This window comes from Paenibacillus campinasensis (genome assembly GCF_002272015.1).
In the GTDB taxonomy this organism is placed as follows: domain Bacteria; phylum Bacillota; class Bacilli; order Paenibacillales; family Paenibacillaceae; genus Paenibacillus_AQ; species Paenibacillus_AQ campinasensis.
The window spans coordinates 1-13729 of record NZ_NPBY01000066.1 but is presented as its reverse complement, the minus strand read 5'-3'; the positions used below and the strand labels follow the sequence as shown (position 1 = coordinate 13729).

11 protein-coding genes are annotated in these 13729 nt (G+C 46.0%); all 11 read right to left on the bottom strand.

Annotated elements, in window-relative coordinates; all coding sequences use genetic code 11:
- Window positions 1–50: 50 nt before the first annotated feature.
- Entirely contained in the window at window positions 51–1361 is a 1311-nt protein-coding gene (locus tag CHH67_RS20210; protein ID WP_095267187.1) for a sugar ABC transporter substrate-binding protein, read from the bottom strand.
- 398 nt (window positions 1362–1759) lie between these two features.
- The gene (locus CHH67_RS20205) at window positions 1760–2494 is read right to left on the bottom strand and encodes an ABC transporter permease (RefSeq protein WP_095267186.1); all 735 of its coding nucleotides are present in this window, start codon (window positions 2492–2494) and stop codon (window positions 1760–1762) included.
- Between the two features lie 14 nt (window positions 2495–2508).
- The gene (locus CHH67_RS20200; protein WP_095267185.1) at window positions 2509–3216 is read right to left on the bottom strand and encodes an ABC transporter permease; all 708 of its coding nucleotides are present in this window, start codon (window positions 3214–3216) and stop codon (window positions 2509–2511) included.
- Window positions 3213–4136 (bottom strand): ABC transporter ATP-binding protein, encoded by a 924-nt coding sequence (locus CHH67_RS20195; RefSeq protein ID WP_095267184.1) that lies wholly within the window; start codon window positions 4134–4136, stop codon window positions 3213–3215. The genes CHH67_RS20200 and CHH67_RS20195 overlap by 4 nt, the downstream gene beginning before the upstream one ends.
- Before the next feature lie 135 nt (window positions 4137–4271).
- The gene (locus CHH67_RS20190; RefSeq protein WP_095267183.1) at window positions 4272–5486 is read right to left on the bottom strand and encodes a sensor histidine kinase; all 1215 of its coding nucleotides are present in this window, start codon (window positions 5484–5486) and stop codon (window positions 4272–4274) included.
- Window positions 5483–6199 carry a response regulator transcription factor gene (locus tag CHH67_RS20185; protein ID WP_095267182.1) on the bottom strand — a complete coding sequence of 239 codons (717 nt, stop codon included), beginning with the start codon at window positions 6197–6199 and terminating at the stop codon, window positions 5483–5485. Before CHH67_RS20185 ends, CHH67_RS20190 begins: the two co-directional genes overlap by 4 nt.
- A 146-nt stretch (window positions 6200–6345) precedes the next feature.
- A complete protein-coding gene (locus tag CHH67_RS20180) occupies window positions 6346–8121 on the bottom strand; it encodes an ABC transporter ATP-binding protein (RefSeq protein WP_244908269.1) in 1776 nt (591 codons plus the stop codon).
- 109 nt (window positions 8122–8230) lie between these two features.
- Entirely contained in the window at window positions 8231–11446 is a 3216-nt protein-coding gene (locus tag CHH67_RS20175) for a lantibiotic dehydratase (RefSeq protein ID WP_095267180.1), read from the bottom strand.
- Between the two features lie 2 nt (window positions 11447–11448).
- Window positions 11449–12105, bottom strand: a complete 657-nt coding sequence (locus tag CHH67_RS20170) for a winged helix-turn-helix domain-containing protein (protein WP_095267179.1) — start codon at window positions 12103–12105, stop codon at window positions 11449–11451.
- Window positions 12106–12161: 56 nt separating this feature from the next.
- Entirely contained in the window at window positions 12162–13406 is a 1245-nt protein-coding gene (locus CHH67_RS20165; RefSeq protein WP_095267178.1) for a lanthionine synthetase C family protein, read from the bottom strand.
- A gap of 92 nt (window positions 13407–13498) precedes the next feature.
- Window positions 13499–13651, bottom strand: a complete 153-nt coding sequence (locus tag CHH67_RS26560) for an FDLD family class I lanthipeptide (protein ID WP_095267177.1) — start codon at window positions 13649–13651, stop codon at window positions 13499–13501.
- Window positions 13652–13729 lie beyond the last annotated feature (78 nt).

The window sequence follows — 13729 nt, the reverse complement described above, 5'->3', positions numbered from 1 at the left end:
CTGTTCCAGGCGGGCGCGATTCTTCCTATTCATTATTGGCGAATGGTCTGTTATTTGGCCGCTCCGCCGCTATTCAGATCCTTGATCTGGGATACCGCTTTATCGAGCGTTTCCTTAATATCCTTGTTGTTGTCCCAGATTTCAGCCAAAGCCGCGCCTACAGGCGACCAGACGTTGGCCATTTCCGGGATAGACGGCATCGGCACAGAGGAACGGAACTGCTCCGTAAAGGCCGAGATATACTCGTCATTCTTGATCTGGTCATCTTCCTGCGCCTCATTGTTCGTTGGCACCGATCCGACCAGCGCACTCAGCTTCAGCTGGGCTTCCTTCGAGATGGCAAAGTCGGCGAACAAACGGGCCGCTTGCGGATATTGGCTGTATGAGTTGACATACCAGGCTTTAATTCCGGATAGGGATACGGCCGGCTGCCCGCCAATGCTCGGGATTGGAGCAACACCCAGATTGTCGCCGAGCGCATCCTTGTAGCCGCCAAGCTCCCACGGACCGTTGATATCCATCGCCAGATCACCGGATGTGAACAGACCGCGTTTAATGTCCGGCGTGATGTCGCCTGACTTCACCGGCAGAATCTCCCGCAGGCTGGCGTAGACCTCCATGCTTTGCAGGGTCTGTTCGGAGTTAATGCCGATGTCGTTAATGTCCGTGCCACCGTTTCCATAAATGTAGCCGCCAGTGGAAGCAAGGAACGGATAAGCAAAGTACAGGTTGCCGGTTTCGAACATGAAGCCGTACCGGTTTTTGGACTTATCGGTAAACGTCTTGCTGAACTCAATGACTTCTTCCATCGACGTTGGCGGTTCACTCACCAGCTCCTTGTTGTAGTACAACAGGTATGTCTCTGCCGCGCGAGGATAGCCATACAGCACACCGTCATAGGATACGCCCTGAATAGCCGCCTCGGTGTTGTTGTTTCTTGTCTTCTCCTCAAAAAAATCATTAGGCATAACCAGATTAGAGGTAACCGCCTTACCTAGGCTATCATGTGGAAATACGACCACATCAGCAGCCAGTCCCGCTGGTCCGTCCTGTCCCAGCTTGGTCAATTGGTCGGTAGGGTTAACTTCCTCAACCAACACCTCAACGCCATATTTCTCCGTGAATTCCTTGGCCACAGCGTCCGTGTAGGCGCGTTCATCGCGACTCTCCCACACGACCAGCTTGGCTCCTTCTTCCGGCAGAAGCTCAGGTACTGCCGTCTCGCCCTGCGATTCCTGAGCAGGGGGAGTCTCCGTATTCCCAGGTGATTCCGGCTGTGCTGCTCCTCCGCCACCACCGCATGCCGTAACCAATGCCAGCGTAAACGTTGAGATCAGCGCCAATATCTTTTTCATCTTCATTCCCCGATACCCCTCTCAATAAATATGAATAAGTTCGAATTCAGCGCAAACGATTTCACAAAAAGCCAGACGTATTCTGTCAATATCGCTTCAATGTGGATAACAGCCGAAAAAACCGATCAAGAAAGCGCTTCATTCACTGAAATTATCATACAACATTCCTTTCAGTTGTAAAAACGTTTGCATAAGGCAGAAGTGCTTGGTTATCTGCTGTTATCTTCCGTTTTCTTTTAATATCTGGCTTTTTCGTATACTACTTTAAAAATACCGCGTTTGCACAAGAAATATTGCATTCGGCTTGGACTCCTATGTTTCCTCATTGCTTATGGTTTGCACAACATAACGGCATAACCCCGGCGCATCGTCGCACCGGGGCTTATTACGGCAATATATTCAGACTATAACCAGTCTCTTCGCTCAAAAAAACGCTGGCCCAGCCACAGATACAGGCCTCCTGTGAAGAATACAATCGCCCACAGGCTGTACGGTTCAACTCTTGGTGCATAAATGGCCTCTTGCGGCATCATTACATAATAGGGAATCGTGAACGGTAGCCAGGCACCGATGGTGGAGTGAAAGCCTGTGAATACAATATTGGGAACAACATAACCAATCGCCAAGGCCAGCGAGGCTCCGAAATTCCGCACCTTGATCGACACGATCAGCTGCAAGGCAGCAAGCGGCAGAATACCCAGCCATCCTCCGAACCCCGTGTAGGCCAGCGTGCCCCAAGGAATGCTGCCTGGCGCATGAGCGAGCTTCCCGGCTGCCAGATAACCCAGCATAAACACCAGCTGTACCACCGCCAATATGCCGATCAACACCAGGTATTTGGCATAAAATATGTGATATCTCGGGCCAGGAAAGGCCAATGCGATCTTCCACCCCCCGTCCCTATGCTCGTACATACACAGCAATGAGGCGATTATGCCGCAATAGAGCGGATAGAAAAACATCGCGTGAAGATTGACGCTGTGGATATACAGACTCATCCAGCTTGGCGGGAAGAATTCTTTTAAGCTATCCAGCTGCTCCATCCCCATCAATGCGTTAATCAGCGTATCCAGCAGAATGAGCAGTATGACGACTCTCCATTGCGTTTTCATCGTTTCTGCACGTAACAGCATGTTCATGGATCCCGCCTCCCCTATTCAAACTCTCTTCTGGTAAACATCAGCGTTCCCAGAATCGATAGCATGAGTCCTACACCAAGCGAAATCCCGATCCACTGCATATGGCCAGGGATGAGCGGGCTCGATAACGCGGGATAGGACCAAGGAAGAAGATGAATGACCGGTGAACTGCTGCGGGCCAGAAACAGACTGGAGACGGAGCCGAATATTCCCAGAGCGAGCGGCAGCGCCTGATTGGCAAACACAGTGGACAGCCACAACTGGATCGCCATCATCGGCACGGACGACAAGCAGACGAACAGCGGCTGCAATATCATGATTTTCCACGGGATCGGTTCATTGGTATACAGCACCCAGATGACACACATGCCCACAACCGTGATCACCACGGTACATAGCTGCAACAGAAAGATCCACACCAATTTTGCTAAGTATATTGATCCCTTAGGAACAGGCATAGCGAGCAGCTGCTTCCACGCTCTCGTTTCATGCTCCGTGCCTGCCATAATGCTGGCAAGCAGCGTAATGCCTAGTAAAAAGACAAACGACAAAAACATATACATCACCGCAAAGCCTGCATAGACTCCCCCGGGTCCTTGACGGAAATACAGATACCACTCCAGCGCCGTCATGCTGATGAGAATGATGCCCTGAATAAGCGGAATAAGACGGCATAATCGCTTCAGCTTGAGACCTTCCGCATGCAATAACGTAAGCTTCATAAGCTGTTCTCCTGACCGGTTAATTCCAGGAAAATCTCCTCCAGCGTCTTCTTCTTCTCCGTTACCCGGTAAACATCGTAATGCTGCTGGACTAGAAATCGAATCATTTCGGCCGATTCCTTCCGGTAGGTCACGGAGGTTCGAAGCTGGCCTCCTGCTTCATCCGGCTCCGCATCCCATCCTTGACCGTTTAACGCAGCAGCGGCCTCCCTTGGTCGGTCCGTTTCCACCCATACATAAGGCTTGCTACGTTCCGTTAACTGCTGGAGCGGTCCTTGAAAGATCAGCTCCCCCTGATTAATAATCCCTACGTAGGTGGCCACCTGTTCAATCTCGCTTAAAAGATGGCTGGAGAGCAAAACCGTAATATCAAAGTCACGCGGCAGCCGCATGATCAACTCGCGAATTTCCTGAATACCGGACGGGTCCAATCCGTTCGTCGGCTCGTCCAGAATCAGCAGCTTAGGGTTCGTAATAAGCGCCATCGCGATGCCGAGTCGCTGCTTCATACCAAGCGAGTAGCTCTTTACCGGACGGTGTGCCGCCTGCTCGAGCCGAACCCATGCTAACACCTCGTTGATTCTGGACTCCGGCATTCCGTGCATCAGTGTAACGATTTTCAGATTTGTATAGCCGGATAGATGTCCGTAATAAGATGGTGACTCGACCAGAGAACCAACATCCTTCAGAATCTCCATACGATTCCCGTTCAGATCCTTGCCCAGAATGCGGATATTCCCTGATGAAGCTCGAATCAGCCCGAGAAGCATCCGAATGGTCGTGGTTTTCCCCGCACCGTTCGGTCCTAGAAATCCATAGACCTCCCGCTTCGGAACCTTCAAGTTGATCCGCCTGACCGTCTCTCGTTGTCCAAACTTGCGTGTTAGCTGATGTGTATCGATCGCATATTCTTCTGTCATCCCTTATTATTCCTCCCTCAAGAAGTAGCATCGTCGACACCTCAAGTGTAGCAACGCAGGGTAAATAACAGGTAAATAAGGAATAAACATCAGCATAATTCAGACCTACGTCAATACCAACCCTAATTGGCATGCCTACTTCGCAGTCCTACATGGCAGTTCAACATCGCAGTCCAACATCGGCAATGTGATTTCCACCCTCGTACCCCCGCCGTCCGATTTGACGATATTCATATGACCGGAGTGCGCTTCAATAAAGGCTCTGGCAATCGCAATTCCTTTACCGGAATGATATAAAGCCCGCTTCAGCGCCTGCTCATCGATCCCCACTCCATCGTCTTCGACAACAAGGAGGCAGCTGTTCTCTCGAAAGCCCAGATCACATGTCACCTGGGTTCCTGGCGGATTGTGAATCGCAGCGTTCATCAGCACATTTTGAACCGCTCTGCCGAACAGCTTGCTGTCAAACTCCATCATATGCACAGGCTCGGAAGCCGTAAATGTGAACAGCGTATGCTCGGCCATAGGATGGTTCGCAATATCTATGACCGTATCACGAACAAAGTCCACGATATTATCCTGCTGCAGGTTCATTGGAAAGTTCACACTGCTCGCAGCACCTGGCGTTCGCTTCTTAGCTTCCTGAAGGCTGTCGGTCTCCCCCCGCTCCTGCTGCACCTGCCACCGGCTCGTCTGGTTCAATTCCTGGATCAGCTGCTTCATCTCCGCGGTCTTGCTTCTGATCTGTCTGCTGAAATCCAGCTTCTCCTCATCGCTCCAGTGATACTCGGCTGCCGTCAGCATGTGGGCGTAGCCTTCGATATACGACAACGGCGTCTTCAGATCATGACTGATGGAAGCAATCCATTCCTGCTTTTTAGCCTCCAGATTCAGCCGCTCCGCTTCGCTCTTATACAGCTGCTCCGTCAATCGGCTCATTTGCTCCAACAATTCCTTATATAAGACAAATGGGTAACGGTAGACAGGTTTTTCGGTCAGGTCGTCATGTTCTTTATCATGTTCTTTATGATCATGTTTTTTACGATAGTGTTTTATACGGTAGTGCTCTCCCGGCTCGGTGTAGTTCCCCTTGGACAGCCTGTTAATCCAGCGGATGAAATAGATGAGCGGCTTGCCTACGAGCCAGCCGTAAGCACAAACAAATGCAATTGTTAGGATAAATCCTAGGGACAGCAATAAAGTTCGCGGCGAAACCGGGTTCAGCCAATCCAGATGCTCTTGAATATATAACAATCCAACCGCACATATAATAAAACTAATGACTAAAGCCGTTACAAACAGAAGGGTAAGGCGTAGAAAGCGAAACGCCATTTTCACCATAGAATTCATGTCGGCTCCTTCCTCGGAACCATCATCTTGTACCCCAGACCACGAACATTAACAAGAAACTGCGGCTTGCTCGGATCAGGCTCAACCTTCTTTCTAAGCCGGGAGATATGTATAACAACCGTCTTCTCATCCCCTAGATACGGCTCCTTCCACACGGCTTCATATAATTGACGTGTGCTGAAAATTCGATTGGGATGGCTGCACATATAAACCAGCAGCTCCCATTCACGCGCCGGACATTCCACATGCGCTCCATCTACAATGAGCTCCCCCGATTCCAGCTCAACCCTGAAGTAACCAAAATCCATCGGCGCCAAGCGGGAAATCTCCGGCTTTTCCCGCTGCATTTTATATTTCACGCGGGCTTTAATCCGGGCAACCACCTCCAGCGGATTAAAGGGCTTGGTAACATAGTCGTCCCCACCAATGCCAAATCCCATCAGCTTGTCCAAATCGGTATCTCTGGCTGTCAAAAAAAGGACGGGCACCTCGGTGATTTTTCGTATTTTCCGGCACACCTCGAATCCGTCCTCGTCCGGAAGCATCACATCCAGCACGATTACATCAATATCCGACTCTATCACTGCTTCCAGCGCCTCACGTCCGGTTCCCGCAGTCCGAATATGCCGAAAGCCTTCCTTCTTCAGCACAGCGGCAAGCATTTCACACAACCCCTGCTCGTCATCTACCAGCAAAACGGAAATATGGTCCATGTCCTCTGCTCCAATACATCTTATAATACATGTATTATATAACAGATCAGGGAGAATGAAACAATTTATCAACCTCTGTTCACTTTTGAAAATAAAAAGAGCTCATGCTTGGAAATCTATCCATCATGAGCTGCTTCTATTATATTCTATTCAGCCGAGGTTCTTACTAATGGCGATAAATACTCACTTTCCTCCAGAGATTCGGAATCATCCGTTGAGAGATAGGAGGATGCTTGAATTTCAAACATTTCATTATAAGCACCATTCAATCTCATCAGACGATCATGGGTGCCCGCTTCGATAATACGGCCGTTTTCCAGCAAAATGATTTTATCCGCCGTTCTGGCAGTAGAGAGTCGGTGAGAAATAAAAATCCCGATTTTATCCTCTGTGAGCTGCTCGAACTTCCCGAAAACCTCCTTCTCCGAATGAGGATCCAAATAAGAGCTCGGCTCATCCAAAATATATACATCAGCATTACGCATAAAGGCTCTGGCAATGGCAACACGCTGCCATTGACCTCCGGATAATTGCTGTCCCTCCTCAAACCATTTGCCCAACACGGTATTCAGTTTATTAGGCAGGTTGTGAATCAATTCGGTAATCCCCGATTGTTCAACAGCTTTCCATACGAGTTGATCATTGTCTTTTCCCTTCACATCCCCAAAACCAACATTGTCTTTAACTGTCATTTCATATTGTACAAAATCCTGGAATACGACTCCCATTTTCTCTCGGAAGCTATCTTTATTTAGCTCCCGTATCGATTGGCCGTTAATTAATATATCTCCTTCAAAATCCGAGTACAATTGTGTAATCAGCTTCACAATCGTCGATTTGCCAGATCCATTCTTGCCTACAATAGCTAGCTTCTCGTTTTTATTCAGTGTAAAACTAATATTCGAAATGGCGTATCTATCGGTATTCGGATATTTAAAGGATACGTTACGAAATTCCAAGCTCTGTATACCGGAAATACGTTGCCCCATTCCTTGCACCTCTTCTTCCTCCGGCAAATCCAGAAAATCAAACAGCTGTTTGACGTACAGATTATTCTGACACAGACTCAGAATGCCTTGGACGATATTTTGTGAGGTAGATTGGGTTAGGCCAATTGCTTGAATAAAGCTTATAAGATTCCCGAGCATAATTTGCCCCATATAAGCGGCATGAACAGCAAGAAATATTACGATTCCGCATGCCCCTTGATTGATTGTCTGAAAAAATAACGAAGTATACGATCTGCGGGCAGCAAGAAATTTATCTTCCTTATAAAACTCCTTAAGAATATCTAAATATCTCCCGCGCAGATAATGTCCCAGTTGAAAAATTTTGATCTCTTTAAAGCTGTTATCCCGTGTCACCAAGAACGAAAGGTACCAGGACTCCCGCTGCTTCGCCGCTCTCCGATAATAAGTATTGAATTCTCGTTGTCCAATCTGCAAAAAAGAATAGAAGGACAGACATGGAATTAGGAAGATTACAAATATAACCCACCACTTCCAGGCAACAAGAATTGCGCAAGCAGAAAACAACGTTACGACACTGCTAATGATAGCCAGCATCTGCACAAATATTTCGAATGGTCGATAATTCGCTTCGGCTTGCGCACGTTGAAGCTTATTTTGAACATCTGCGTCTTCAAAAGATTGCAGCGTCATTAGATGCGCCTTCTCAATAATCTTTAAGTTCACCCGGTTGGACAGAAGACTCTGAAACATTTTCCGGAAGTATCCGTCAACGATATTAAACAGATCCGATAAAATGTTAAGGAAGATCAGAAAACCGAAAGCAAGCAAGACAGGTCTAAAGTCTCCTGCAGTTACTCCCCCGATTACAGAATTAATTAATTCTCTTGTTGCAATAAGGACGACAGCCGGTAGAATGCCCTTAAGCAAGCTTACGATTAGAATACCGATCAAATACGCAGCGTGGGTCTCCCATAACAGCTTAAATATTCGCGGCCAAAACAGAAATGTCCGCAATATATTTTTAGAGGAAAACGACACGTAATCATCCTTCATAGTAGTATCAGGAGATAGCATTTAGAGCTCCTTTCGCATGATAAAAATGAGCTGCTGCAAATTTAGCCAATGCCATGCATTTCATTTCAAGCTCGCGATCTATACCAAGCAAACGATTGATATGCATATGCACCAAGCTGGCCAGAATATCGCTCGGGTCATTGGTTAATCCTGAGCGCCTAGCGTTCTCTTTATTAATAAATTCAGAATATGTTCTAATCAGCGACTGTCTCTCATATAATGCCTCAAGGAGAGGATTCGGAGCTTCAGCCTTAAACAATTGCCCCGAGTCTTTGGCCTCCATAGCTTTGATGATGTCCGATTTCAATTCCCGGTAGGCTTTCATATGCTCTTTACCATCAATTCGCTGTTCTAGCCAATTCATCTGCTCTTCCATGTTCAGACCAAAGCTGGAAAGGATGTCCAAAATATTGATGACTGCTGACACTTCATCAGCTAGTTGTATTTGCTTTTTTCGGACTTCCCCCAGATACAGACTTACGAATTTGCTATCTGCAGCAAAAACAGACTCTGCCATTTCCATACACTCCATACCGCCATACCTTTCGATTTCCGGAACGTAGGTGTCAATAATCATTCGATTTAGAAGGCCTTCATCTCGTAATTTCTTGCTCCATTGATTCAAATCTCGAATCCCTTTTGACCACAACTCTTGCGAATCTCCGTAAAACCTTAACCTGATATGATGTTCCTGATCCTTATAGCGAACAAAATAAAACTTTTGCCCCCACTTCTCCAATGCCATTCGCCCCCACAGATCCGCCAAATGCAAACCTATCAGGTCGTTCTCCCTTTCATAAGTACCGTACAATTTTATATAAAGCCACTCTTCGCCTGGGAACACCCCTCTGGCTACGAATGGTGAACAAGCTTTCTTATCTGTTGACCTTCCTGCTTCATCACGGTTAGGAGAAGGCTTTACATCCACCTTACTTTGGAGCAGAGGAAAAACAAATTCCCCGATATATTTTTCGCTGTTAGAGGTTATAGGCGTAGAGCTTGGATGCGATATACACTCTGTTAGAAGAAGCTCCTGGCCGTTCTTAAGCTTCCCGAATTCCCGTCGCAATTCTTTGACGCATAGAGGATTGTTTAAATCAAGAAGCAGCCGGTTATCCCCCATCGTCAAATATACATACCGTGGGACTCTCCATCTGTTCTTCCATACGTTAAATTTAGCGTCCCATTCCGACTCTTCTCCTGAGTGTGACCAATCAAGAGTGATGTTAGAAAGCCTCCACTGCGCAGTGCTAATAATAATATTTTTGTATCTGAGCCGCGGTAAAAAGGGGGATTGCTCAACCGGACCCCAATTAAAATAAGACCACGTTCCTGTCGATGTTCTGGATACATCACTAAGGAACCGAAAAATAAAAGGAGAAATTCGATGATTAAACATATGTGTTTGCATCGGAATAATCTCTTTACCTAACCTTTTGGATTTAATATAAAAGCGGTCATATGTAGCTCCGACCAGCAAGTCGTCAATATGCAGGGTGTGCTCCTCATCCTTAGAGGATGTTGTGCCTGATACGATTTCGTATTCCATCACATTTCTACCCATCATAATGTTTGCTACCCTGCCATTGGCGGGCATAAACACCATTTCAGCCATCACAGCATCCGGATGACATCGTTGATGATGCGTATGGGCATGCTTTAATTTTTCTATAAACGTCGGATCCAGCATATCCAGAAAGCGTCCCATCGTTTTCCCCGCCCCGCTTGACCCTGCACTTGCACCCAGTACCAGCATATAATCCCCCTGATCGACATGCTGAGCTGAATCTGCTAGCAAAGTGTAATAAATCTCTAGCGATTCCGGAGCTTTATCGGGACTGTCAACAGCCGTTAGCTGCTGAATGTGTTCATCTGTAAGCTGAATTTCAACAGCCCCCTGACATATAGCCTCAGTTGCCAGCTGGAATAATACCGAGTTACGTGCATATAAGTTCTGCTGCGGTTCAGGACGCATTCCGGATTGATAGGCCTCAGGAATTCCTAGCCCCCAATCTGGATCAAACAGTTCTTGAATCGGAACTTCCTGATATACTCCATACTTCTCGAGAAATCGGTTTAAGTACTCTGTTAATCCGGTACCTTCATCAACGAACATCTTACACATAAGTTCAGCTCCTAGCACAACATCATCCGCTACGGATCGAGGAAGCATCACATTCTTTTTGAGCTTAACATCCACTTGAACCAAATTATCCGTCTTTACAACATCTTTCATAGTTTTTGTGAGTTGACGATATATAAGCTCGCCTTCTCCGATAGGACATTCCTCATAATGAGAGAGCAAGCCTTTAATATCACTTAAAAGCTTAACCCACTGCTCAGAACCGTTCTTCCCGGACAGCACACCTTGTATATGTTCCAGCGGAGAAATATCCATGAAGGGCGGACGAAGCTCACTTAAGAGAAACTCCTGCTCTAACAACTGGGACAAAAAATGGTGAACAATGTCCGTTGTGGCTTCCGGGAAAGCTTTTAGAATAGCATGCTTTAGCGTCCCCACCTCTATTGGCTCCTCAGCAGTTTGAAGTGTAAAGTCAACGACCTCGGATAATCCAATGGATGTTGTACCGGCAGGAGATGTTTCAAGGTTCAACATCCCATACTGGGGACGAACAGGCAATTTGACTCGATTTCCTTTGAACATCATTGTTTTATTGCGGCAAACCATTATTTCATCAACAATAGCAGGATCAGACTCGATGAGTTTGATTATATGAAAAATCCATTCCATATCAGGTCTAGCTCTTTTTCGATTATTCCATACAAAACCAATATCCAGATCGCTGCGATCTCCGAAGTACCCCTGACCCACTCTTGAGAATAATCCGTAAGGCGTCGTCCGGGTCGTCATTCTAATAAAATATCGAAGAAAACTAATCAGTGTCTTCTCATATTTCTGCAGGGTTTTTCGGTCAGCTTCATCTGTTCTCGTATTCAAGCAGTCTAAAAAAGACCTCAAGGATGGAGATGCAACCGCTATAGCCTCTTGAATGATAGAGCTGGCCGCTTCCTCTATTATTCGTTCCTCCGTCTTTCGGGCTGCCTCGGATTGACAATCCTGTCGCGACAGAACCTCCAGGTAGGCATTCAGAGAAAGCAAGGGAATTCTCACTAAAAAGAAATCACACGACTTAAACCATCTCTCCGATTTCAAATGATTTATACTGGAAAGCTCCTTCATAACTAGCCTACCTCCAAATTATTGTTTACGACATTCAATCGATACCCTAGCCCATGGCAAGTTACCAGTATTTTCGGATTACTGGGATCTTCCTCAATTTTTTCTCTCAGCTTCCGAATATGAACATATACAGTGTTAGATGAAGTAAAAGTATCTACACCCCACACTTTATTGATGATGTGATCAATATCGGAAACCCATTCACCGCATTCCAGGAAATATTCCAGCAATCTGTATTCCATCAGTGTAAGCATTTGCCCCTCGCCCTGCTTCCAAATCATTTTGACATTGGGATCAAAAATGACCTCTGGCGATAAATAAATCAGATCTCTTTCCTTCTTTACCTGTTTATAATCACATTGTGAGGAAAGGGAAAGAAGTTGATGCAGAATATCGAGTTCTAGCTGCTCGTTATTGCCTGGTGTGAGAAATACAAATGGAATACTGCTTTTTTCTCTTAGACTTGACCAGATTGATAATTCCTTCAGCGATAGGTCCAACTGACATACAATGACGCCAATACATCGATGATCAACCGCATGTTCAATTTCGTGAAAGAAGTCATAAAACATAATTTGAATACTATTGGATTTATTCATTCGGCTAAAAAACGTCTGGATCGGACTATCGGGTGCAACAACAATTATTGTTTTTTTCATATAATCCCCCTATTTAAATAGCCCTGTTTGCTTTGCTAGAATGGTTCTGCTGCATGTTATGCAATAAAAAATAGTTCTCTCCATTTACCCGAATACTGAGGATCATCCCGCCTTCCATACTCAAGTAAGCTTAACGCAATCCCGACAGCGCCCTGAAGCAAACCTGGGCTATCGAGCAAGACGCGATCTTCCATGTCTTGATAACCGAAAGGAACCGATTCGTCATATCTGTTGACCAGCTTATCAGCCACGATGTCAGAAAACAGCGCAGCGTCTTTACTTCCACATAGTGCATAAATAGAATTTGAGAGTTGTAATAAACCAGCCAACCCATGACAGAATGAAGATGTCATACTATTCAACTCGTAATCACCCAGCTTGAACACGGAGCCCGCAGCTTCCTGTGCAATCGCTTTCCAATGATCATTGTCGCAAATTAATCCTGTTCTTAATAATGTTACCGCGATCCCTAAGGTGCCGTGACACCAGCCCTCAATTTCCCTCGACTCTTCCTCACCATCGTTTAAGGAAAAATGACGCTCAGAAGAAATAGGCCAGTACAATCCGAATCGATCTCTCCGAACGTGCTTGGCCAGATAGTCAGCGATATTGTGAATGACTGCCTGTAAGCCATCCACTTCAAAGCCTTTGTGTAGAGCTGTAGTGAATAGAGCAAGAATTCCTGCTAGACCATGAGCAACCCCAAGCTGAACCACTTCTGTCCGGCTACAGGATATATCCTCCATACATGAGCTGGCTTCTGCAATTAGCATGGAAAAAAAAAGATCGGCAATATCGCGAATACCCTCATCTTGACTGCATTCTAATATATATCTGCCGGCTCCGCTTAAACCATTGACGACCTCCAGAGCATTCCATTGAGATGCTTCTAATATAGTTGTGGCCAGATGTCTTACTATATAATGATTAAGATTTGTCATGGCCTGTCTATAATGAGTTCGATTATCCGATGCTAACAACAGCCCGTAGGATAATCCCGTTATTCCTGCAAAAAGCGAAAGATTAGGAGTGCTGAACGTTAAGTCTTTTGTTAAGGACAGAACATGTTGGTGAATCAGCATCCTCCACTCTTTTTCTGGTTCAAGATGATCCCACTCCGCAAATAACACCCATATTCCAGGAATTCCATCTGCTAGGGAAGCCGGATTCCATGGGGCATCTCCTCTGGAAGGGGACATATTTTCAGGTTTCTTAACTATGCTTTCTATATATGATAGGTTAGCGACTCTTTCCGCTATAGATCGGCTAATCCGGACAGATTGCTCCTTCAAGTGAGTCATCACATTCCCAATGTCTCCTTTTCGTCTAACTGTAATGTGAGAAAAAGACACGGTTTGAATAACCGTGTCTTTTGTTGCGTGTCTGCCTTAACTTAGCAAGTTCTGCAGAATGTCAAGCTGACTTTGCAGTTAAGTGTTCCGGTTAAACAAGATGGAGTACAGATTAGGCCGCTAGCAGGTTGTACTTCCTTAGGAGCAACCTCATCTTTCGCTACTTGCAAATCCAGATCGAATTGGTTCTTCATGGAATATCACCTCCTTCATATTTACAACTCAATAATATAAACCCATTTATTAAATGGTCTTTATTTATTCCTTAATTA